General features: G+C 43.8%; 21 protein-coding genes, 3 tRNA genes and 1 pseudogene. 16 read left to right on the top strand and 9 right to left on the bottom strand.

Translation table 11 applies throughout. The features are described from left to right. Window positions 1-120: 120 nt before the first annotated feature. Together C3V43_RS03700 and C3V43_RS03695 are read left to right on the top strand one after the other, a co-directional pair. Window positions 121-194: transfer RNA gene (locus tag C3V43_RS03700), tRNA-Asp, on the top strand. A 106-nt stretch (window positions 195-300) separates the two neighbouring features. Further along, on the top strand, window positions 301-552 hold the full coding sequence (locus C3V43_RS03695) for a hypothetical protein (RefSeq protein ID WP_106068649.1): 252 nt from the start codon (window positions 301-303) through the stop codon (window positions 550-552). A 373-nt stretch (window positions 553-925) separates the two neighbouring features. Here the strand turns inward: C3V43_RS03695 and C3V43_RS03690 are convergent. Further along, window positions 926-1,177 (bottom strand): annotated as a pseudogene (locus C3V43_RS03690) (transposase); the annotation flags it as partial. A 225-nt stretch (window positions 1,178-1,402) separates the two neighbouring features. Continuing rightward, window positions 1,403-1,475: transfer RNA gene (locus tag C3V43_RS03680), tRNA-Gly, on the bottom strand. 281 nt (window positions 1,476-1,756) lie between these two features. On the opposite strand from C3V43_RS03680, the gene cobU reads away from it, so the two are divergent. From cobU to cobC, 4 genes are all read left to right on the top strand, one after another. Further along, complete coding sequence (cobU, locus tag C3V43_RS03675) at window positions 1,757-2,269, top strand: bifunctional adenosylcobinamide kinase/adenosylcobinamide-phosphate guanylyltransferase (protein ID WP_106068648.1); 513 nt, start codon at window positions 1,757-1,759, stop codon at window positions 2,267-2,269. 76 nt (window positions 2,270-2,345) lie between these two features. Then, window positions 2,346-3,383 (top strand): nicotinate-nucleotide--dimethylbenzimidazole phosphoribosyltransferase, encoded by a 1,038-nt coding sequence (gene cobT, locus C3V43_RS03670; protein WP_106068647.1) that lies wholly within the window; start codon window positions 2,346-2,348, stop codon window positions 3,381-3,383. A 66-nt stretch (window positions 3,384-3,449) separates the two neighbouring features. After that, window positions 3,450-4,208 carry an adenosylcobinamide-GDP ribazoletransferase gene (locus C3V43_RS03665; protein WP_106068646.1) on the top strand — a complete coding sequence of 253 codons (759 nt, stop codon included), beginning with the start codon at window positions 3,450-3,452 and terminating at the stop codon, window positions 4,206-4,208. A gap of 85 nt (window positions 4,209-4,293) precedes the next feature. Further along, a complete protein-coding gene (cobC, locus tag C3V43_RS03660) occupies window positions 4,294-4,833 on the top strand; it encodes an alpha-ribazole phosphatase (protein ID WP_106068645.1) in 540 nt (179 codons plus the stop codon). Window positions 4,834-4,926: 93 nt separating this feature from the next. Here the strand turns inward: cobC and C3V43_RS03655 are convergent, their stop codons facing one another. The 4 genes from C3V43_RS03655 to C3V43_RS03640 all read right to left on the bottom strand — a co-directional run bounded on the left by C3V43_RS03655 (window position 4,927) and on the right by C3V43_RS03640 (window position 8,421). Next, entirely contained in the window at window positions 4,927-5,760 is an 834-nt protein-coding gene (locus tag C3V43_RS03655; RefSeq protein ID WP_106068644.1) for a zinc ribbon domain-containing protein, read from the bottom strand. A 5-nt stretch (window positions 5,761-5,765) separates the two neighbouring features. Then, complete coding sequence (locus tag C3V43_RS03650; protein ID WP_106068643.1) at window positions 5,766-6,860, bottom strand: Nif3-like dinuclear metal center hexameric protein; 1,095 nt, start codon at window positions 6,858-6,860, stop codon at window positions 5,766-5,768. A 100-nt stretch (window positions 6,861-6,960) separates the two neighbouring features. Beyond that, complete coding sequence (locus C3V43_RS03645) at window positions 6,961-7,761, bottom strand: ABC transporter permease (RefSeq protein ID WP_106068642.1); 801 nt, start codon at window positions 7,759-7,761, stop codon at window positions 6,961-6,963. Window positions 7,762-7,797: 36 nt separating this feature from the next. Next, on the bottom strand, window positions 7,798-8,421 hold the full coding sequence (locus C3V43_RS03640) for an ABC transporter ATP-binding protein (protein ID WP_106068641.1): 624 nt from the start codon (window positions 8,419-8,421) through the stop codon (window positions 7,798-7,800). Window positions 8,422-8,514: 93 nt separating this feature from the next. On the opposite strand from C3V43_RS03640, the gene C3V43_RS03635 reads away from it, so the two are divergent. From C3V43_RS03635 to C3V43_RS03625, 3 genes are all read left to right on the top strand, one after another. Continuing rightward, the gene (locus C3V43_RS03635) at window positions 8,515-9,057 is read left to right on the top strand and encodes a ferredoxin domain-containing protein (RefSeq protein WP_106068640.1); all 543 of its coding nucleotides are present in this window, start codon (window positions 8,515-8,517) and stop codon (window positions 9,055-9,057) included. An 86-nt stretch (window positions 9,058-9,143) separates the two neighbouring features. Next, entirely contained in the window at window positions 9,144-10,253 is a 1,110-nt protein-coding gene (locus C3V43_RS03630) for an agmatine deiminase family protein (RefSeq protein WP_106068639.1), read from the top strand. Between the two features lie 62 nt (window positions 10,254-10,315). After that, entirely contained in the window at window positions 10,316-11,200 is an 885-nt protein-coding gene (locus tag C3V43_RS03625; protein WP_106068638.1) for a carbon-nitrogen hydrolase, read from the top strand. A gap of 116 nt (window positions 11,201-11,316) precedes the next feature. On the opposite strand, the gene aspS is transcribed toward C3V43_RS03625, so the two are convergent. Both aspS and C3V43_RS03615 read right to left on the bottom strand, forming a co-directional pair. Beyond that, window positions 11,317-13,074 carry an aspartate--tRNA ligase gene (aspS, locus tag C3V43_RS03620; protein ID WP_106068637.1) on the bottom strand — a complete coding sequence of 586 codons (1,758 nt, stop codon included), beginning with the start codon at window positions 13,072-13,074 and terminating at the stop codon, window positions 11,317-11,319. 165 nt (window positions 13,075-13,239) lie between these two features. Beyond that, window positions 13,240-14,283, bottom strand: coding sequence for a diacylglycerol/lipid kinase family protein (locus tag C3V43_RS03615; RefSeq protein ID WP_106068636.1), 1,044 nt, complete (start codon window positions 14,281-14,283; stop codon window positions 13,240-13,242). A gap of 206 nt (window positions 14,284-14,489) precedes the next feature. Between C3V43_RS03615 and spt the strand changes: the two genes are divergently transcribed. Continuing rightward, window positions 14,490-15,677, top strand: a complete 1,188-nt coding sequence (gene spt, locus C3V43_RS03605) for a serine palmitoyltransferase (RefSeq protein ID WP_106068634.1) — start codon at window positions 14,490-14,492, stop codon at window positions 15,675-15,677. 236 nt (window positions 15,678-15,913) lie between these two features. Here the strand turns inward: spt and C3V43_RS03600 are convergent, their stop codons facing one another. Beyond that, entirely contained in the window at window positions 15,914-18,802 is a 2,889-nt protein-coding gene (locus C3V43_RS03600) for a triple tyrosine motif-containing protein (protein ID WP_106068633.1), read from the bottom strand. A 759-nt stretch (window positions 18,803-19,561) separates the two neighbouring features. Here C3V43_RS03600 and C3V43_RS03590 point away from each other — a divergent pair. From C3V43_RS03590 to C3V43_RS03565, 6 genes are all read left to right on the top strand, one after another. Further along, window positions 19,562-19,635: transfer RNA gene (locus C3V43_RS03590), tRNA-Thr, on the top strand. Between the two features lie 145 nt (window positions 19,636-19,780). Beyond that, the gene (locus C3V43_RS03585) at window positions 19,781-20,317 is read left to right on the top strand and encodes a DUF4199 domain-containing protein (RefSeq protein WP_106068631.1); all 537 of its coding nucleotides are present in this window, start codon (window positions 19,781-19,783) and stop codon (window positions 20,315-20,317) included. Window positions 20,318-20,388: 71 nt separating this feature from the next. Beyond that, the gene (locus tag C3V43_RS03580; RefSeq protein ID WP_106068630.1) at window positions 20,389-21,342 is read left to right on the top strand and encodes a glycosyltransferase family 2 protein; all 954 of its coding nucleotides are present in this window, start codon (window positions 20,389-20,391) and stop codon (window positions 21,340-21,342) included. 2 nt (window positions 21,343-21,344) lie between these two features. Next, a complete protein-coding gene (locus C3V43_RS03575) occupies window positions 21,345-21,830 on the top strand; it encodes a DUF6452 family protein (protein WP_106068629.1) in 486 nt (161 codons plus the stop codon). Continuing rightward, window positions 21,799-22,560 carry a DUF6048 family protein gene (locus tag C3V43_RS03570; protein ID WP_106068628.1) on the top strand — a complete coding sequence of 254 codons (762 nt, stop codon included), beginning with the start codon at window positions 21,799-21,801 and terminating at the stop codon, window positions 22,558-22,560. The genes C3V43_RS03575 and C3V43_RS03570 overlap by 32 nt, the downstream gene beginning before the upstream one ends. 5 nt (window positions 22,561-22,565) lie before the next feature. Then, window positions 22,566-23,147, top strand: coding sequence for a manganese efflux pump MntP (locus C3V43_RS03565; protein ID WP_106068627.1), 582 nt, complete (start codon window positions 22,566-22,568; stop codon window positions 23,145-23,147). The last annotated feature ends 23 nt before the right edge of the window (window positions 23,148-23,170 follow it).

The raw sequence follows: 23,170 nt of genomic DNA, 5'->3' as shown, positions 1-23,170 counted from the left end.
TCTCACATAATCAATCGATATAAAAAATAAAGATATTTTTTTCTTTCAAGCTATTGCAGATTTCAAAGAAATATCTACCTTTGCAACCGCAATCGAGAGAGATACCGAAAAGCAATAAATGGTGCGTTAGTTCAGTTGGTTAGAATACATGCCTGTCACGCATGGGGTCACGGGTTCGAGTCCCGTACGCACCGCAATAAATATTGAAAATCAATAATTTATAAAACAATACCCAATTTTACACCCTATATGTAAAGTTGGGTATTGTTTTTTATAAGATTCAAATAGCAGAAAGCGGAAGTGTCAAAGAAAAATACTGCCAAGAGAGAAGCGGAAGAAGAGGAGGTGATGACGGATAGGATGAAGGTTGCCGAAGAGACACAACCGATGCCCGAAGAAACAGGGCCGCTTGCCGAAAAAGCAAGCTCGCTTGTAGAAGAAGACGGGGATTTTCAGGCGGCAGCTTCCCCTGCCACTACTACGGAAGTGTCCGAAGCTTGCGCGGCGACTCCGGACAAACTTGTAGCCGACTGCTTGCCGACTGCGAGCTGACTCGCAGTCGGCAAGCAGCCCGAAAAGAGGCAAAAAGCGAGATAACAAGCAGTTCCTTAGCGAGTTACCACACCTATCTCCCCTCGCGCGCGCGAGAGAAGAAAAGAATAGAGAAGAAGAGAATAGAAAATACCTCCTCCATATAATTCCTCCTCTTAAGGTGGAGGAGGTGGAGAAACGCCACACCGCATGAGCCATAACGTGAGGGCGCAACGGGTGCGAGGTGTGAGATTGCAGACGGTGAAGTGCGGGGCTACGGAAGCCGAAGTGCGGGCTTACGGGTGACAAAGTGCGGAGTTGCGGACGATGAAGTGTGGAGGGGATGAGGGACATGGATGAACTTATACGCCGGTTCGGGATAAGAACCTCTCCTTCTCTTGCACAGCATGACCTTGTCATATATCGGCATTGGTTTGTTCTTCATCTTTGCTTTCAATCCGTGTAGAAGATGTATCCCCCGTTGAAAGAGTTCCTCAAAAAGTTCCTGTTTGATATAGCCCCTGTCGACAAAAACCTTTCCGTACAGGACTTTTGTAAAAACAGGCCACACCCGTTTGTCCCTGTCATCCACGCTGGCCGGTGTGAGACAGAAAGTTATGAGCTCTCCCGTGTTATTGCAGAGAACATCAAACGAATCGGCTTACTCGGGCGACCATCGTTCTGACAAGACAAAGGGCTGAAAGCCGTATCGAATTTCTCCCAATCTATTTTGTCGGCCAATTTGTAGAGTGGGTACGATGGGGTCAGCATATCTGATTAACTGCTGAATAATGAAGGGGTATTATGGGACTTTTTTTATTATGAAAGAGGTTGTGTCAAAACGTTGGCACAACCTCACATTCTCAGACAGAGCGGCAAGCGAGACTCGAACTCGTGACCCTCAGCTTGGGAAGCTGATGCTCTACCAACTGAGCTACTGCCGCATTCTTTATATCTACTTAAGTGGCTGCAAAGGTAATAAAATCTTCCCGAAAGAAACAAGCATTTTCTTAAATATTTCGTGTTTCTAAATTATCTTCCCCATAAGTTCCTATGTTTGTAATTGAAAAACAGGAACTAATATCATACAAGATAAAAACGAGAGTATTCTCTATAAAACCTACTCCTATCTTTAAAAGGTTAATTCCATAATATCATGAGACATCCTTGCCTTTGCCATAGAAATCATATATATTTGCTCCATAAATCAAGCAGATGCAGCATTATGAAGCGAATCATACTAATCACCGGAGGGTCCCGTTCCGGTAAAAGCACGTATGCCGAGAAATTGGCACTCAGCCTTTCGCCCACCCCTGTGTATATTGCCACGGCACGCATTTGGGATGACGATTTTAGGAAAAGAGTGGAACAGCATCAGAAACGGCGGGGAGCGGAATGGATCAATATTGAAGAAGAGAAAGAACTCAGTCGCCACCGATTGGCTGAAAAGGTGGTTTTGATAGACTGCGTCACTCTATGGTGCACCAACTTCTTTTTTGATATGAATTCCGATACCGAGCAGGCACTTGCCGCAGCTAAAGAGGAGTTCAACCGTTTCACCGAGCAAGAGGCTACTTTCATTTTCGTAACCAATGAGATTGGTATGGGTGGGGTTTCCGAGAACAAACTACAACAGAAGTTCACGGATATGCAGGGATGGATGAATCAATATATTGCCTCCCGCGCCGATGAGGTGATATTGATGGTGGCAGGCATTCCGATGCAAGTAAAAAAATGACGAGATAACCAACTGCAAATAGTAATCAAATAATGAATAAACAAACCTTATTAGGGTTTTAAACAAGAAAATACTAATGAAAACATTCCATATCACTCATCCGGACGAATCTATCCGTGCCGCATTGACAGACAAAATCAACAACCTTACCAAACCCAAAGGTTCTCTGGGCATGTTGGAGGAATTGGCACTGCAAATCGGTCTTATACAGCAAACCTTATCCCCTACCCTGAGACATCCACAGAACATTATCTTTGCGGCCGACCATGGCATTGTAGAAGAAGGAGTGAGCTTGTCGCCCAAAGAAATCACTTGGCAACAAATCAGCAACTTCCTACACGGAGGGGCAGGTGTAAACTTTCTTTGCCGGCAACATGGATTCGTATTGAAAATAGTAGATGCCGGCGTGGACTACGACCTGCCGTATGAAAAGGGCATTATCAATATGAAAGTGCGCAAAAGTTCGCGAAATTATCTACACGAAGCCGCTATGACCGAAGAAGAAATGGAACAATGTATGGAACGAGGCGCCGAGGTGGTGCGCCTATGTCACAACGAAGGCAGCAACATCCTCAGTTTCGGTGAAATGGGTATAGGAAATACCTCTTCGTCTTCTTTATGGATGAGTTGCTTTACCGACATTCCGTTAGAGCAATGTGTAGGAGCAGGCAGCGGCCTCGACCATATGGGCATCCGTCACAAATACGAAGTATTAAAGCAATCAATGGATAATTATAAAGGAAACGGCTCCGTACGCGACATCATGCGTCACTTCGGCGGTTTGGAAATGGTGATGGCCGTAGGTGCCATGCTGCAAGCGGCAGAATTGAAAATGATTATATTGGTGGACGGATTCATCATGACCAATTGCCTCCTTGCCGCTTCCATGCTCCATCCGGAAGTGAAAGACTATGCCATCTTCGGGCATTGCGGAAACGAAACAGGACACAGGCTTGTACTCGATTCTTTGCACGCCAAACCGTTACTGAATCTGGACTTGCGTTTGGGAGAAGGTACGGGAGCAATATGTGCATATCCCATTGTAGACTCCGCCGTAAGGATGATTAATGAAATGGATAATTTTGCACATGCTTCTATTACGAAATATTTTTAATCCGACACATCCTGGACAAACAATTTTTAATAAAGAATAGATTACCATAGATTCTCAACGTAAACCATGAACAACATTCTGGCAGCATTCATATTACTCACCCGATTACCTTTCTGGAGAATAAAAGAAGTACCGACCGATAGTTTCAAACACATAGTCCCCTATTGGCCGCTCGTGGGTTGGTTGACGGGTGGCATAATGGTGACAACATTATGGTTGACAGCTCAGGTTTTGCCGCTGCCGACAGCATGGGGAATAGCTATTGTGAGCCGCCTGCTCGTCAGCGGATGTTTGCACGAAGATGGTCTGGCCGATTTCTTCGATGGTTTTGGCGGAGGAAAGACACGCGAGCATACACTTTCCATCATGAAAGATTCTCATATTGGCAGTTACGGAGTCATCGGACTGATTTGCTATTTCCTGCTTTTATGGCAATTGCATCATCTTCCGCTCCACAGCCTTTGTATCCTTGTATTCTGCGGAGACTGCTGGAGCAAATGTTGCGCTTCTCAGATTGTCAACTTCTTACCTTACGCCCGCAATGAAGGAGAAAGTAAAACCGGAGTTTTATACAATCGTATGACTATCGGCGAATTATTCGTTTGTCTCATTGTCGGCCTGCTACCACTTGCGGTACTATTGCCTGCAAAGATATGGGTTGCCGCTTTCTTCCCCATATTCACCTTTGCCTTGTTATGCCTACTGATGAAACGACGCTTGCAAGGATATACGGGTGACTGTTGCGGAGCCACTTTTCTGCTTTGCGAACTATCGTTCTATATAGGAAGTCTGATACTGATAAACCTTACATATATAAATGGTTGATTGGTATGATTTGTCATTCTACATAAGGTAAAGTTCCTTTTATCAGTGACACAGTAACAATTCAACAATAGAAGCTACCTATACAATGGAAATAATCTTGATTCGCCACACTTCGGTAGATGTGCCGCCGGGTGTATGTTACGGGCAGACAGATGTACCCTTAAAAGCAACGTTTAAAGAAGAAGCCTCCGTGACAGCGGAAAATCTGAAGGAGTATTTTCCCTTCGAACATGTCTACACAAGTCCGTTGACACGGTGTGTCCGCCTCGCCTCATTTTGCGGTTATCCCGATGCCGAACACGACAATCGCCTCATGGAGATAAACTTCGGCAGTTGGGAAATGAAGCCTTTTGACCATAATAACGACCCTCGCTTGAAGGAGTGGTATGCTGACTATCTGAACGTGGCTGCCACAGGCGGAGAGTCATTTGCCATGCAATATCAACGCGTCAGTGGTTTTCTGGACGAACTTAAACAGAAACCATACAAGAAAGTAGCCATCTTTGCACATGGAGGCGTACTGATTTGCGCACAAATTTATGCCGGAATCATCCATGTAGAAGAGGCTTTCAGGGCATTAACTCCCTATGGAGGCATCATACGTATCCATCTGAATAAGAAATGAAGAAAATAATTGTCCTCCCAAACTTACGCCATCGAACAAAAAAGCGGCACAGAATTCTATCTGTCACCGCTTTTACATTATTTACAGGGGCAATTATTCTTCGGAGTTTGCCGCTTTCTTTCTTGTTCTTGTCGGCTTTTCCTTTGCTGTCTCAGTTTTTTGTTCGGAAGTTATGCCCGCCAATTCAGGGTCAATCATAATGCGTCCGCAGTATTCGCAAACGATGATTTTCTTGCGCGAACGAATATCCAATTGTCTCTGAGGTGGAATCTTGTTGAAGCAACCGCCGCAGGCATCGCGCTGTACATATACAATGCCAAGTCCGTTACGTGAGTTTTTACGAATGCGCTTGAATGACTGAAGCAACCTCGGTTCTATTCTGGTTTCAAGATCTTTGGCTTTGTCTCTCAACTTTTCTTCTTCCTGCTTCGTCTCAGAAATGATTTCGTCCAATTCGCTTTTCTTCACCTCAAGGTCTTTTTGTCTTTCCTCCAAAGCGGCAGAACTATCGGCCACTTCCTTGGATTTTTCCACTTCCTGTTCGGCAAACTCTTTGATACGCTTTTCGCATAACTCTATTTCCAAAGTCTGGAACTCAATTTCTTTACTCAAGAAATCATACTCCCGATTATTACGTACATTATCTTGCTGGTCTTTATATTTTGCAACAGAAGCCTTTGCTGCTTCAATTTCGACTTTTTTCCCGGCGATGGATGATTTCAGTTCGGAAACTTCTGCTTTGATTCTGTCAATACGTGTACTGAGACCGGCAATCTCATCTTCCAAGTCTTGCACCTCCAGCGGAAGCTCACCTCTCAACGTCTTTATTTCATCAATCTTAGACAACATAGTCTGCAATTGGAACAAAGCTTTCAGCTTTTGTTCCACGGTCAATTCCTGAGGATCTTTCTTTGCTTCTTTAGCCATTTTACTTATAAGTATTTTATGGGATTTGTATTTACTTTGGTTATTTGAATATCAAAATAAGGAAACGCATCCCTGATTATCGTATAAAAAATTTCTTTCGTATATTGTTCACTTTCATAATGTCCTATCTCTGCCAGCAGTATATCAGAATCATGCCCGAAGTAATCGTGATACATTATTTCGCCCGTAATAAAGACATCTGCCCCGTTGCGTATGGCAAGCGGCATTAAAAAGGCGCCCGCACCTCCACATAACGCAACTGTCCTGATTTCTCTTCCGAACAGTTTGTTATACCTCAGACATTCTACTTCAAAGGTTTTCTTGATTCGTTTCAGAAACTCTAGTTCCGTTTCCGATGCTTCAAGTTCTCCTATGACACCGGCTCCGGCTTGCGTCCACGAATTTTGAAGAGGATATAGATCGAAAGCCGGTTCTTCATATGGATGCACTGCCATCAAAGCCTTGACAACTTCCGTTTTTTTATAGACCGGAAGTATCGTTTCAATGCGCATTTCTTTCTCCGTATGCAATTTCCCTATCTCCCCACAATAAGGATGCGTACCCTCTTGTGCACGGAACGTTCCCTCTCCTTCCAAATTATAACTGCAAGAATCATAGTTGCCGATATGTCCGCATCCGGCCTCGAACAAGGCTTTTCGCACCGTTTCCGCCTGCGCCTCTGGAACAAATGTAACCAACTTTATCAAAGCGTTTTCCTTTGCCTCCAAAATTCGTACATTCTTCAATCCTATCTTCTCGGCCATTTTGAAATTCACCCCTCCCGGCGAATTATCCAAGTTGGTATGGGCTGCATAGATAACAATATCATTCTTGATAGCTTTCAAGATGCATCGCTCTACATAATCTCTGCCCGTGATGGATTTATACCCTTTAAAGATGAGGGGATGATGGGCGATGACAAAGTTGTATCCCAATGAAATCGCTTCATCCAATACGGCTTCGGTAACGTCAAGACACAACAAAGCCCCTGTTGCTTCCGCATCTGTCAATCCGATTTGCACGCCGGCATTATCAAATCCGTCTTGCAATGGCAGAGGCGCGAACCGTTCAAGGGCGCTTACTATTTCTTTAATTTTCATTGTAACCAGAAAACTTGGCCGCAAATATAGGAAAAATCAACGGATTAAAAAAAGTTCCGGATAAAAAAGTCATACCTATAAATATTTATGCAGTTTGCAACTATTTATGTTCTTTCTTTTCCACCATCACCGACAGCAGTTTGCCATAGGCGTCGAAAGACTTTCGAGAGGCCAAAGAGATGGTAATCATCAGAGAAAGCATGGATGCGGTGAAGGTGATGACCATAATCATCATTTGATATTTGATGGCTACATTCGGACTGCTGCCTCCCAATATCTGTCCTATCATGGTTCCGGGAAAAGCAACCAATCCCATTACAGAGATGTTGGCAATCAGTGGGCTGAAGGCTTTGATGATGGCTTGACGAATGAAGGGGGCTTGCGCTTCTGCTCTTGTAGCTCCATTCCCAAGAAGATAACGGTAAAGTTGCTGTTCGCGTTTCAAGCCACTATAATAGGCATTGAGAGCAATTACGTTGCTGGACAACATATTGCCCATAAGAATACCGAAAATGGGAATAAAATATCTGGCGCTGAACACTTTTTCTATCTGCAAAACAATTCCGATAAAAAATAATCCCACGCACACTACACTGCATAGAAATCCTGCGGAGATAGGAAGAAGCAGTATTTTTCGTTTCAACTGTGTGCGTGCCAATGCCGTTTGCGACGCGACGAATATCATGACAATCACCCACAGAAAATTTATCCACGGATTGTCCCACAGAAAAAGATAATTCAAATATACTCCTATAAAGAACAATTGTACAATCATACGAACCGTACCTATCACGGTAGCATGCAATAGTCCTGTCTTGAACTTCCAAATGTAAAACAGCGGTATCAACAACAGCAATAATCCGATGCCTAAACTGAGATATGAGATGTCTATTGTTTCCAATTTTTTATATACGTGCTGTTTGATAACAGTAATAAATTACATTATGATAATGTGCCGGTCGCATCCATCGGCAAATCTTTTGTCGTGAGACACTGTCAATACGGCACTTCCTTTTTCCGCTTGCTTTCGGAAAAAAGAAATCACCTTCTCCGAAGAACCTGAATCAAGAGCAGAAGTCGGTTCGTCGACAATAATCAAAGGCTTGCCAATCATGGAGGCCACGGCTATCATCATGCGTTGACGCTGTCCGCCGGATATTTCATTAACCCGTTTATCGTACAACTCCCGTTCCAACCCCAAGTCTTCAAAACAAGCAAACAATCGAGATTCGGAAAAAGGAGTACTTCGATTTGCCTTCAAGCCGAAAGGTAGTTGTACCATGTCTCTCACCCACTCCAACGGTAATGCCAGCTCTTGAGGAATCCAAGCTATCTGTTTACGCACCTTGTCAACACTTTCTTTATTCAGCAAAATGCCATTCAATATGATACGCCCTTCTTTCAACGGGACAAATCCGAGGATGGCATTGAGCAGTGAAGTCTTTCCACATCCCGACGGACCGGATATACTGACTATCTCTCCCTTGTTCAATAACAGATTAAATCCTGAAAAAAGCACGTTGTTACCATAAGCGATACCGGCATTTTCTATTTGCAACATGGGCCTTCTTTTTATCTTTCTATATTGCAAAGATAGTGCAAAAAAATATTTGTGCTATCTTTGACGCACTAATTAATTCAGGAAGGAAAGATTATGATACAGAATGAACGTGATTGTCGGCACGAGCACGTGCTTGATGTGGCTCGTCAAATGATGACTGCCGCACGTACCGCACCTAAAGGAAAAGGTATCGATGTGCTTGAAGCAGCCTTGGTGACGGGTGAAGACCTTAAAAAACTTTCGGCAAAAATGGTCGAAATGGCAGAAGAGCTTGGCATGAAATTCTTTCTTCGGGATGCAGAAAACATTTTGCAGGCCGAATGTACCATAATAATAGGTACGAACGAGCAAGCTCAAGGACTAAACTGCGGACATTGCGGCTTCCCCACTTGCGGAGAACGTATAAAAGGAATTCCATGCGCATTGAACACGATAGATGTAGGTATTGCCATAGGTTCGGCTTGTGCTATGGCGGCCGATATGCGTGTCGATACTCGTGTAATGTTTTCGGCCGGACTTGCCGTCCAACGTTTGGACTGGCTGAAGGGATGCAAAACGGTATTCGCCATTCCGATAAGCGCATCTTCAAAGAATCCGTTCTTCGACCGAAAGCCTAATGAGAAACCCGCTAAATGACAATGATTTACACTTGTACAAGTGTGAGCCTACGCTTGTATAACTGTATAAAGAGATAGATTTTAAAGACTTCAACAGACAAATAAATGGGAATTACAGTAGGCCTTCCAAATGGAAGTGCATCAGAAAAAGATTATCAAGTACGGTTTGCCCAAAACGCTGTTGTGGAGACTTACGCTCCTCTATTACCTGCCGAATGGGCACTTCAAAGCGGGGTTCAATTGACCTGGCCACACGCCGGAACCGACTGGGCATACATGCTCGAAGAGGTGAGGAAATGCTTCATGGAGATAGCCCGTGAGGTAGCCCGACGAGAAAAACTGCTGATTGTTACCCCCGAACCAGAGATCGTTGAAAAGCAAATAGCAGCCACGGTCAATATGGAAAACGTCCGCTTTCTGAAGTGTGAAACAAATGATACGTGGGCGCGCGACCACGGAGCCGTAAGCATGTTGGATACTGACGGCGTTTCCCTGCTCGACTTCAAGTTCAATGGTTGGGGACTGAAGTTTGCGTCTGACAAGGATAACTTGATTACACGCCATGCCGTAAAAGCCGGTATGCTGAAAGGAAGGTATGTCAATCGCTTAGGATTCGTGCTCGAAGGTGGTTCCTTTGAAAGTGACGGCATGGGCACTTTGCTCACAACTTCCGAATGTCTTCTTTCTCCCAACCGCAACGGACAGATGAACCGGACGGAAATAGAAGAATATCTCCGTTCCGTTTTTCATTTGCAACGTGTGCTTTGGCTGAATTATGGTTATCTTGCAGGTGACGATACAGACAGCCATATCGACACTTTGGCCCGTTTCTGTTCACCGGACACCATAGCCTATGTGAAGTGCGACGATACCGAAGACGAACATTACGAAGCACTTTACAAAATGGAAGAAGAATTGAAAGCCTTTCGTACTCTGAAAGGCGAGCCATATCGTCTGCTGGCATTGCCCATGGCCGATAAGATTGAAGAAGGGGGTGAGCGTCTTCCTGCCACATACGCCAACTTCTTGATTATAAACGAAGCTGTACTTTATCCTACCTATCGCCAACCGGAAAACGATATACGTGCCGGAGAGATACTGCAAGAAGCCTTTCCTGATCGTGAAATCATAGGTATAGATTGTCGAGCTTTGATTAAACAGCACGGATCTCTGCACTGCGTCACCATGCAATATCCTGCAAGCGTGTTAAAATAAACATAGACAGACGTGTTAGAATAATAGAGCAAGTTGAGTAATCATCTAAAAAATAAATATATATGAGAAAGATTAAAGTGGGTGTCATTCAGCAAAATAATGTTGCAGACCTGCGAACAAATCTGATGAATCTGGCCAAGAATATTGAAGAGTGCGTTGCACACGGTGCTCAAATGGTGGTATTGCAAGAGCTACACAACTCTTTATACTTCTGCCAGACAGAGGATACGAAACTATTTGACTTGGCAGAACCTATTCCGGGACCTTCTACGGGATTCTATTCGGAATTGGCTACCGCCAACCATATTGTGTTGGTGACCTCTTTGTTTGAGAAACGCGCCCCCGGTTTATACCACAATACAGCCGTTGTTTTCGACACCGACGGAAGCATCGCCGGCAAGTATCGGAAAATGCATATCCCCGACGATCCGGCTTATTACGAAAAATTCTATTTTACGTCCGGAGATATCGGATTCGAGCCTATACAGACCTCTTTGGGTAAACTCGGCGTATTGGTCTGCTGGGATCAATGGTATCCGGAAGCTGCCCGCATCATGGCACTGAAAGGTGCGGAGATATTGATATATCCCACCGCCATTGGCTGGGATAGTAATGATACGAAAGAAGAACAAGACCGCCAACTTAATGCATGGATTATATCGCAACGCGGCCATGCCGTAGCCAATGGTTTGCCGGTTGTTTCCGTGAATCGTGTTGGGCACGAACCCGATCTTTCCGGCGCAACGGGAGGAATTTTGTTTTGGGGAAACAGTTTCGTTGTAGGACCGCAAGGCGAGTTTCTGGCACAAGCAGGAAACGAACGTTCAGAAAACATGATTGTTGAAGTCGATTTGGAGCGTTCGGAAAACGTGCGTCGCTGGTGGCCGTTTTTGCGCGATCGCAGGATTGATGCCTACGAAGGGTTAACAAAAAGATTTTTAGATTAAAAAAGCATCTGAGTCAGAAAATATTTAGGCACGAATTACGTGGATCATGCATGGATAAAAACATGAAATTCCACATAATTCGTACCTAAAAGAAACATAAAATGCCTGACTCACTTTTATTCTTTGATTTCGACAATCAGGTTCAGTTCGTTCAATTGTTTTTGATCAATGACGGACGGAGCATCCAGCATGACATCGCGTCCGCTGTTGTTCTTCGGGAATGCAATACAGTCACGAATACTGTCAAGTCCGGCGAAAATGCTAACCCAACGGTCCAGACCATAAGCCAAACCACCATGGGGAGGTGCGCCATATTTAAAGGCATTCATCAAGAAGCCGAACTGTTCCTGAGCCTTTTCGGGTGTGAATCCCAAAATTTCGAACATCTTCGCTTGCAGCTGCGCATCATGAATACGAATAGATCCACCGCCTAATTCGATACCGTTGCACACCATATCGTATGCATCGGCACGAACAACAGCCGGATTAGTATCCAACAAAGGTATATCCTCATCTTTAGGATGTGTAAATGGGTGATGCATGGCCATCAACCTGCCTTCTTCTTCACTCCACTCAAACATCGGGAAATCTACTACCCACAAAAGAGAGAATTTATTCTTATCACGTAATCCAAGCTGGTTACCCATCTCAAGGCGCAATTCGTTCAGCTGCTTGCGCGTCTTCATTACATCATCGCCGCTCAAAATCAACATCAAGTCACCCGGTTTGGCACCGAAAGCGGCCTTCATTTCTTGTAATATATCTTGAGAATAGAATTTATCTACACTCGATTTCACATTGCCATCTGCCTCTACACGGGCATATACCATGCCTTTTGCTCCGATTTGCGGTCTTTTCACGAATTCGGTCAAGGCATCCAATTGCTTGCGTGTATAGTGCGCAGCTCCCTCTGCACAAATACCACCGATATAGGCAGCATCATCAAACACAGAGAAGCCATGTCCTTTCAAGATGTCCATCAACTCCACGAATTTCATACCGAAACGCAGGTCAGGCTTATCGCTACCATAATACTTCATGGCATCTGCCCACGGCATACGTACGAAAGGTTCGGTTATTTCCACATCACGGATTTCCTTAAACAGATATTTTGCCATACCTTCGAAAAGGTTGATAATGTCATCTTGCTCCACGAAAGACATCTCACAGTCTATTTGCGTAAATTCCGGCTGACGGTCGGCACGCAAATCTTCATCACGGAAACATTTGGCAATCTGGAAATAACGATCAAAACCGGAAACCATCAACAACTGTTTCAATGTTTGCGGGCTTTGCGGCAAAGCATAGAATTGCCCCGGATTCATGCGTGAAGGAACAACAAAGTCACGGGCACCTTCAGGAGTAGATCCTACCAAAATCGGAGTTTCAACTTCAATAAATCCCTGATTATCCAAGTATTTGCGAACTTCAATCGTCATCTTATGACGGAGTTCCAGGTTACTACGCACGTTGGCACGGCGAAGATCCAGATAGCGATACTTCATCCGAATATCATCGCCTCCATCAGTGTTTTCTTCAATAGTGAAAGGAGGAGTCAGAGATGAGTTCAGAACATTCAGTTCCGACACGATGATTTCGATGTCACCGGTGGGGATATTGCTGTTTTTACTGAAGCGTTCGTTTACAGTTCCTCTCACCTGAATCACAAATTCACGCCCCAAACGGTTGGCACGTTCACAAAGTTCAGCATTCACTTCTTCATTGAACACCAATTGAGTGATTCCGTAACGGTCGCGAAGATCGACAAAAGTCATACCGCCCATCTTACGACTACGCTGTACCCATCCTGCCAATATCACTTGGTTATTAACATCGGAGATACGAAGTTCTCCGCAGGTGTGTGATCTATACATCTTTATATACTATTATAGTTTACCAATCTTATTTCTTTCCGCATACCGGATTAAAGACGTTGCAAAAATATCGTGCAAAAATACACAAAACATCTTTCAAATGACTTATCGCAGCAGAAAAGTTTCTGAAAAACACTTCCTACAAAATGATAATATAAGAAAAATTCACTTTTTTGTCAGTTTCTTGAATTGTTCCTTTCCCTTATCCAATATCATTTTATTTTTATGTGCAATGTCTTCCACAAAAGCATCATTGATTTGTTTCAATCCGTTGATATAGTCTTGTGCTCGCTGCAACACGTTTGTCGTCTCTTTCTCCACATCCCGAGGAACAATGACTTGCAAGCCTTTCTTTACTATTTTCACATCAATGTTTTCTCCGGCCATCATCGGATCGCCATCGAAATGAACAACTCCCGGCTTGGAGCGATGGATTTGCAACGTTTGGCAACGAAAAGTTTTGATACGACTATTCTGATTGATGGTCTTGTTGAATAACTGGAAAGACAATGAAGGAACATCAAGGACCGTAAAAGGTTCAAGTATAGTTACATCCAGCAGTCCGTCATTTAATGTGGCCTGAGGAGTGATGTATGCGTTATTTCCATATTGCGAAGCGTTTCCGCAGGCTATTAAGAACGCCTTATAGCGTAAAGTGCTGCCATCCATTTCCAGCTCATAAGTTTCCGGCCGATACTTCAGGCTCTCAAGCAAAGTCTTCTCCAAATAAGTGAGCGGCCCCCTCTTTCCCGCTTTGGAGAATTGCAGGCTTACAAAAGCATCAAACCCTACACCGCAGGTACAGAAAAAGGGCAATTCATTGATTTTTCCATAATCAATGAGTTCTATCACCCCCTCATTGATGATGTCGACTGCTTTTTTAGCTTCCATCGGAATTTGCAGATGACGGGCAAGCCCATTACCGGAACCGCAAGGAATTATGCCCAACGCCGTTTTAGTATGTACCAATGAACGGGCGATTTCGTTTATCGTACCGTCTCCCCCGATTGCAATGACCGCATGCACTCCTTCTTTCGCCTTTTGCGCAGCTATCTCTACTGCATGCCCTGCCCGCTCAGTATAAAGAACCTCTTGTACATACTTCTCCTTATCCAGCTTCTCGCCAATCCATTTCAGAATCGCTTCTTTGTTTTGGGTACCAGATATAGGGTTTATAATAAATACTATTTTCTCTTTGTTTTCGCTCATGCAAGAGTTGTGCTATGCAGATTTTCTAACCGGCAAATGTACTACAAATATCTGAGAAAATAATAATATGACATGTCTTAAAATGAATACAAATAGTTTTTTGAAACAAATAGCACAATATACCGACATATTTTGCTATCTTTGCCCCCTGTTTTTTAAGACTCGTATTTAATCGGATTAAATATTCATAATATAAAAGATATTTCATGGGTTTATTACAAGACAAATTTGCGAAATACGACTTGCCGCAACAGTTTATGGCAAAAGGTGTATATCCTTATTTCCGCACTATTAACAGCCATCAGGATACAGAAGTTATGATGGATGGTAAAAAAGTCCTGATGTTTGGTTCTAATGCGTATATGGGACTGACATACGACAAACGTATTATTGACGCTTCAATAGCCGCTACGGAAAAATATGGCACAGGCTGTGCCGGTTCCCGCTTTCTTAACGGCACCCTTGATATTCATGTGGAACTGGAAAAAGAGTTAGCCGAGTTCGTTGGAAAAGATGAGGCACTTTGTTTCTCTACCGGATTTACCGTAAACGAAGGTATCATTCCTGCAGTTGTGGGACGTGGAGATTATATCATCTGTGATGACCGTGATCATGCCTCTATCGTGGATGGACGTCGTCTGACATTTGCCACACAGTTAAAATACAAGCATAATGATATGGAAGCTCTTGAGAAAGAACTTCAAAAATGTGAGCCCGATGCTGTAAAATTAATCGTTGTCGATGGAGTCTTTTCTATGGAAGGAGACTTGGCCAATTTACCTGAAATTGTTCGTTTGAAGAAAAAATATAATGCCAGTATTTATGTAGACGAGGCTCATGGTTTGGGAGTATTCGGAAGACAAGGTCGTGGCGTTTGCGACCATTTCGGCGTTACAGACGATGTTGACTTGATAATGGGTACATTCAGTAAGTCATTGGCTTCCATCGGCGGTTTTATTGCCGGAGACAAAGATGTTATCAATTGGCTACGCCACAATGCCCGCTCCTATATATTCCAAGCAAGCAGCACTCCGGCGGCAACCGCTGCCGCCCGTGAGGCTCTTCACATTATAAAATCCGAACCGGAACGTATTCAACGTTTGTGGGATATAACCAATTATGCCTTAAAGAAATTCCGTGATGCAGGTTTTGAAATCGGCGAAACAGAGTCTCCTATCATTCCTCTTTATGTACGTGATACGGAAAAAACCTTTATTGTGACAAAGTTAGCCTTTGATGAAGGTATATTCATTAATCCGGTTATTCCACCCGCATGTGCTCCTCAAGACACATTGGTGCGCGTAGCATTAATGGCTACCCACACAGTAGAACAAGTGGATTATGCCGTAGAAAAATTGACTAAATGTTTTAAGGCATTGGAGATCATCAAATAAGAACGAGCATAAAAAGCTTAATAATTTTAAAGAACCATATCATTACTCTAATGTCGAGTATGATATGGTTCTTTGTATTTCCTCATATAAGAAGCTATTTATTGAATGTCCCTAAATGTTCACATAGTAATTATTTTAATTCATTTTTAAACAGCTTCGGAAATACTTAAGGTTATAAAAAGGAGGAACACCGTTCGCGGAATTTCGGGACTGCCCCCGTCAAAAACGGCGATAGTCTACAATTGATTTTCCAGATAATCCGTCAGATTGTCTTCCCTTTCCAGGCCAAACTTCTTGCGCAGACGGTAGCGAATGGTCTCCACACCGCGCACGGAGAGGTTCAGTAAAGGCGCTATCTCTTTGGTGGAAAGGTTCATCTTCAAATAAGCACACATCATGCGTTCGTTATTCGAGAGTTCGGGATGCTTTTCGTGAAGACGTTTCATAAAATTGTTGTGTATCAAGTCGAACTGTTCTTCAATACGTTTCAAGACTTCATCGCTTTGAATGTTCGAATCTATCTTGCTATTGATAAGGATGAGTTGCTGCTTGCTTTCACGGACTCCTTCCCCCTTGAGCATGGCAGCCACCTTGATGATTTCCGACTTGATTTCAGTAAGCATTTCATTCTTGCGGACAAAGTTTATCATCAGATTGGCCATTTCCTGGCTCTTATGCTTGAGGTCATACTCCAACCTTTCTTTTTCCAGCTGCATGATTTGCTTTTCTTGGCGAGCTTTCTCTGCTTCGTACTCCTTCTCCATTTCATGAAGCTCCTTGTCTTTTTCCACAACAGCCTGCTGTTTCTTACGCTTCACGCGGACATCGTCCCAGCGATACACATAGAGCAAGACGAACAACAACAGGATGAAGTAACAGATGTAAGCAGTAACGCTGCGATACCACGGAGGAAGTATGCGAAACTCAATCATGTCCATGGCCGTTGTTCCATCCGGGAAAATAGCTTTCACCTCGAACACATAATCACCCTCGGACAAATTGCTATATTCTTTGGTATGTACCGTAGTAAAGTCCGACCAACTCCCTTTGTTCAAACGATACTGGAAGCGAACGTCATCACCCATTGCCATAAAAGGAAGTGCATACTCAAAACGGACGGAATTCAACGAATAGGTAATGACAGGAACGGTCTTCTCTCCTAAAAAATTAGCTGTATACACCAACGAGTCCTTAGGATAGGACAAATACATATTCTTTATATGTAGGGAGTGGCTGTGATCTTGCCGTTCTCTTGCCGTCGGAATACTGAACAGGGCGAACCCCTCTTCGGAAGGAATCACCATCAACGAATCGGACAGGGGGATCACCGCTTCATAACCGGGAACAAGCTCCATCAACGATTGACGAATGGGATTGATGCTTGTATTCGCTCCCCGTTTATACGTCCCCAGATTGGCAATGCAGATTTCATGTGGACTGAGACTTATCAACCGGTCATTATGCTCCAACAGCCGCAAATAAGAAGATGATCCGTTCAGCAGATTGTTCATGTCGGGCCAAGACTCCATGATATCCTTATGAGGATTGTATTTGTAGATGCCCTGCGACGTGGCAAAACAAATGCGTCCTTCAATCTTCGACACATACATGTCATGCCCTGCCGGAAAGCCGTCTTTAAATCCATACTCTCTTATGCTTATTGATTTTTTCAGTTCATTGTCCAGCTCCACACGGGTCACATGATCTGTGTTATATATCCAAATCACCTTTTCGCTCTCTTGCTCAAAAAGGCGACATGAGCCATTCACTCCTTCAATTCTGCAAACCACCTGCCACTCACCATTCTTTCTGGCAACTAAATAAAGACCATTGTACACCCCGATATACATCATGTCCTGATGCCCCTCTACAAGTTGACAACACCATGCGCCGGCAATGTCCGTGATACGCCTCATCGATGTTCCCTCAATCAGGAATATGCCCCGGTCGTGCAAGCAGAAAAGTTCACCACCTATACGACAAAGATTCCACACTTGTCCGCTGGACTGAGGTATAGAGCGAATATCAGGCAAATTCCCATTCATCTTCACCGGATAACGGGTGTAATACAACCCGCGATTGGTTCCCAAATAAAGAAACTCCTTATCGACAGCTGCCGTATAACCCGTTCCATATGAGTACGGATAAGAATAAAGATTGGTAAAGGGAGAACTGAGACAAACGTAGTCTATACCGCTATCAAGGCCCGCCCAAAGATTTCCGATGGCATCGAAAGAAACGGAAAGCACCGTATTGTTCCGAAGACCATTATTTTCATTGAAAAACTCCAATTGTCCGGTGCTGCAGTCTATCAGCAACAAACCTTTATGAATAGTCCCCAAAGCAATCCTATCATCTTTCTTGGCCACACAAAACACCTCATTCTCGCGCATAAAGTCTTCGACTCCGGTGACGAGCTGCTCCATGCTACGTCCGTCGCAATAATACAAGCCGCTATATGCCGTCACCACCAAAACTCCTTTTTTATATGGAATTATACCACGTATACGTTTAGAAGCCAATTCATCAGCACCCTGCAAAGGGAAAAAAGTGTTTCCCACCAAAAGCCATACTCCCCTATCCGTGCCAATATACAAAATGCCATTCACCATATTGGAGCAGTCTATCTTGGCATTCATCTCAATAACCGTGTACTTCCCGTTCAGATACTTCACCACGCATTCATCCCCTTGAAAATACAAGATATTATCCACCTCGTGTATCCCCCATACGTTTCCTAGCAGACGGACAGAACTATCCAGTGTATCGGACATGCAGTGATACTTCAAAGAACCGTCGACACTCGGCTCATAATATCCAAACTCATTGATTCCCCCTGCATAAATGCGTTTTTGGGTAGCCGAAGCCAGTACGGAACGTACATCCGAAGCATTATTCATGGGAAATACATTCCATACGTTACCGTCAAATTGCAGCATACCGTTTTTATTGGCAAAATAAGTCCAGTTCTCATTATAAGGAGCTATCTGCCACGTCTGGGCACCTTTACCGTAGACGTTTTTATCGAAATTGATGATGAAATTGTTCCATCTGGCGGCAACTCCCGCTAAAGGCAGAAAAAGTAAGAGCAGAAAGATATGATATGATAATGCTGAGTTTTTCATGAGTATTTTGTTTTCAAGTTTATTTGTACAAAAATAGTGTTTATTTTCAAGCTATTTCCCATCACTCTTCATTTTTTCATAGGTTTTCCGCCGCTTCCTTTTATCATCTCCGTGTCCGAGGTATACTAACTCCGTAGCTACTCCGTACATATAACATTATACCAGAATTCGGGATAGACGGTTTCTTCTTCTAAAGATGAGGGGCTGCATCCTATCGGGCGGATATTTCTTGAATGCACCGGTTTACAATGGTCAGGCAGAAGAGAAGAAAGCCTTTTACGTCGAGCGCCCCCTGTTTGACAGCTGCAAGCCTTTGTCATGACAGACACAAGTGTCCAAGCCGACAGACACAAGTTCCTGACGTGACAGACACTGGTGTTTGAGCCGTCAGACACTTGTGTCTGACAGGGCAGGAGTAAACATCTGTTAACCAATGGGATTCTACTTTAAAATACAAGTATCCGTGTGAGGTTATCGTCCTGCTTCTTATCCCGAACCCGGATATATTATAGTTACGGAGATGACAAGAAAAAGATAAGAAGCAAATATGTTCTCGACCCTACCTCCCCAGGAAAGCCCTTTTCCGAAAAATAAATGCAAAAAACACTCGAAGCCTATTGCTCATTTCAAAAAAAAGCGTACCTTTGCAACCGCAAAACGGGTAAGTCCTATACGGCCAGCTCCCTTCGAATCCTCCAGGGCTTGATCGCAGCAAAGGTAGTTGGTTGTAGCGGCGCGATATAGTAAGCTTACCCACCCGCCTCTTTAGCTCAGTTGGCCAGAGCACGTGATTTGTAATCTCGGGGTCGTTGGTTCGAATCCGACAAGAGGCTCAAAAGAAAGCAGGTGATACGAAAGTGTCGGCTGCTTTCTTTTTTTTCGTCCCTACCCCAATCCTCTAATTTATTAAAAAACTACACATTCGCTTGCTTTCGAATCCAACTATATTTATACCTTTGCATATTATTTCTAAAAAGAATGACAGAGAATAAAGGACACATGCAGAGATATGCAATGCTATTCGGTACCTATATAGGAATGTATTGGATATTGAAATTCATACTCTTTCCCATAGGATTGACAGTTCCCTTTTTAGCCCTTCTCTTCATGGGGCTTACGTTCTGCGTCCCTTTCATGGGGTACTACTATGTACGGATGTATCGCAATGTGGCGTGTGGAGGGAGCATCAGTTTTCTACATGCATGGGTATTTACCGTTTTCATGTACATGTTCGCCGCCCTACTTACTGCCGTGGCGCATTATATCTATTTCCGTTTCATTGATCATGGTTATATCATCACTGCCTGCGAGACAGTGATTGACGCACTTGCACAAAGCAATGCGCCGGGAATGGACGAGTATATCGCTACATACCGGGAAGCATTAGAGGCTGCCCGACTACTTACGCCTATAGACATCACGATGCAGTTGGTGTCATGGAATGTCTTTATAGGATCGATATTGGCTCTTCCCATTTCTTTATTCGTGATGAGACGGAAGAGAGGAGACAAATAGAGAAGATGAGAGTGAAACCTAAGCAGTAATGCTGCCTCAACCGTAAATTGTTAATATCAAAATAAAGAAAAATGGATATTTCAGTTGTCGTACCTCTATACAATGAGGAGGAATCCCTTCCGGAATTGTTCGCATGGATTGAACGGGTGATGAAAGCCAACGGTTTTTCGTATGAGGTGATTTTTGTGAACGATGGAAGCACCGACCACTCGTGGCAAGTGATAGAACAATTACAGGCACAAGCACCGGACAGAGTAAGAGGCATTAAGTTCCGCCGTAACTACGGAAAGTCTCCGGCACTGTTTTGTGGCTTCGAACAAGCATTGGGCGATGTAGTAATAACGATGGATGCAGACTTGCAAGACAGTCCGGACGAAATACCCGAACTCTACCGGATGATCACGGAAGAAGGATATGACCTTGTATCCGGCTGGAAACAAAAGCGCTACGACCCGCTGTCGAAAACGCTACCTACCAAACTTTTCAACGCCACTGCCCGCAGCGTATCAGGCATCAAGAACCTGCACGACTTTAATTGTGGATTGAAAGCATACCGCAAGGATGTAGTAAAGAACATAGAAGTATATGGTGAAATGCATCGCTATATCCCCTATTTGGCCAAAAATGCTGGTTTCCGGAAAATCGGCGAGAAGGTGGTACACCATCAGGCAAGAAAATATGGAAAGACCAAATTCGGACTGAATCGTTTCATAAACGGATATCTGGATTTGCTTTCTCTTTGGTTCCTCTCTACGTTTGGAATAAAACCAATGCACTTCTTCGGCTTGCTAGGTTCGTTGATGTTTATCTTTGGATTCATTGCCGTCATCATTGTAGGTGCCAGTAAGCTGTATTATATGCACAACGGCATGCCCTACCGCCTAGTGACAGACTCTCCCTACTTCTTCCTGTCGCTGACATTGATGATTATCGGCACCCAACTTTTTGTAGCAGGATTTCTCGGAGAACTGATTTCACGCAATGCACCCGAACGCAACAAGTATCAAATAGAAAAAACAATTTAACGATGAAAAATCTAGTCAGATTTATAATACTCGGTGGTATCCTATGTCCTTTACTTGGCATAGTGCTTTCCTGCTCGGAAGAAGCCGATTGCTCCATGGCAGCACGCAGCATGGTGCAATGCTATCTATATAAGATAGACAAGGATACCCAAATAGCACAAAACGACACGCTTGATTCCCTTACAGTAACTGCTTATGGAACAGACTCTATCATCATCAATAATCAAAAGAAAGTACACGATATTTCGTTGCCATTAAGATATACGGTCGATTCCACCAAACTGATATTCAAATACAGCAAAACAAAAAGGGATACCGTGGTCATCCGCCATACCAATACCCCCTATTTCTTGTCAATGGATTGTGGTTACCAGATGAAACAAGCCATCACAAGCGTGCATTATACCCGTACTTCTCTCGACTCGATCTTTATAGCAAATAATGAAGCAGGCATATATGGAAAGGAAAATCTTAAATTATTCTATTAGCCTTGTACTCTGCCTGCTGACAGTCTTTCCGCTATGGGCGCAGAATGCACCGGCATCCTCTAAAGGTAAAGCGCCTCGGAAAGAGAAAAAGGATAAAAAAGAAGAAGCTGTATATCCACTCTACAACGGTGTATCTATGGGGGTTGAACTATGGGGGCTCGGCAGTGCTGCCCTTGGAGGCGACTTCCTGAGTTCCGAAGTATCAGTGGACATCAATCTGAAAAACCGCTTTTTCCCCATTCTCGAACTTGGGTATGGAAGCACCGATTCTTGGAGCGAGAAAGGGATACATTATAAAAGTTCTTCTCCCTACCTTCGCATAGGAATGGACTATAATGCACTGTACAAGAAAAAACATGGGCACATGCTGCTTGTAGGCTTGCGTTATGGTGCAAGTAGCTTCAAATACGACATAGCAGCAGCACAACTGGACGACCCTGTATATGGCGGCACAGTGGGTAACCCGAACTTGGAAGATAATATCTGGGGAGGTAGCCACCCTTATGTGCATAAAGACATGAAAAGCGCCATGCAATGGGCGGAATTATGCGTAGGTATCAAGGCTCATATATGGAAGGCCTTCTATATGGGATGGTCCTTACGCTTCAAATTCAAATTATCTACCACACCCGATGAACATGGTGATCCATGGTATGTGCCGGGTTTTGGGAAATACGGTTCCAGCACAATGGGAGTATCTTATACGATAACTTATAAATTGCCTCTTTAAGATTTATGACAGGATTAGATATCTGGCTACTGGCTATAGGACTTGCAATGGATTGCTTTGCCGTTTCTATAGCCAGTGGAATAATATTGAAACGCACCCGACCGAAGCCCATGCTGATCATGGCATTCTTCTTCGGCTTCTTTCAGGCACTTATGCCACTGCTCGGCTGGATGGGAACCGGTTTTTTCAGCCATCTGATAGAGAGTGTAGATCATTGGATTGCTTTCGGCATCTTGTTTTTTCTGGGAGGAAGAATGGTGATAGAATCTTTTAAGGATGAAGATTGCAGGCAAGAATATGACCCCACCCGCCTGAAAGTTGTGTTGACATTGGCCTTGGCAACAAGTATCGATGCTTTGGCGGTAGGCATCTCGTTCGCTCTGCTGGATATCAAAAGTTTCCAGACACTGCTACCATCCATCAGCATCATAGGTTTTGTATCGTTCATCCTGTCGATGGTGGGTTTGATGTTTGGCATCCGTTTTGGTTGCGGCATAGCCCGCAAGCTGCGCGCCGAGCTTTTCGGTGGTTTTATTCTTATCGCCATCGGTGCCAAGATTCTGATTGAGCATTTGTTTTTCACTTAAAGAGTTCTTTTCAAACAACTACG

The organism is Prevotella heparinolytica, from assembly GCF_002998535.1.
GTDB lineage: Bacteria > Bacteroidota > Bacteroidia > Bacteroidales > Bacteroidaceae > Bacteroides > Bacteroides heparinolyticus.
The sequence above is the reverse complement of the archived record's forward strand: the minus strand, read 5'-3'. Positions and strand labels throughout refer to the sequence as shown.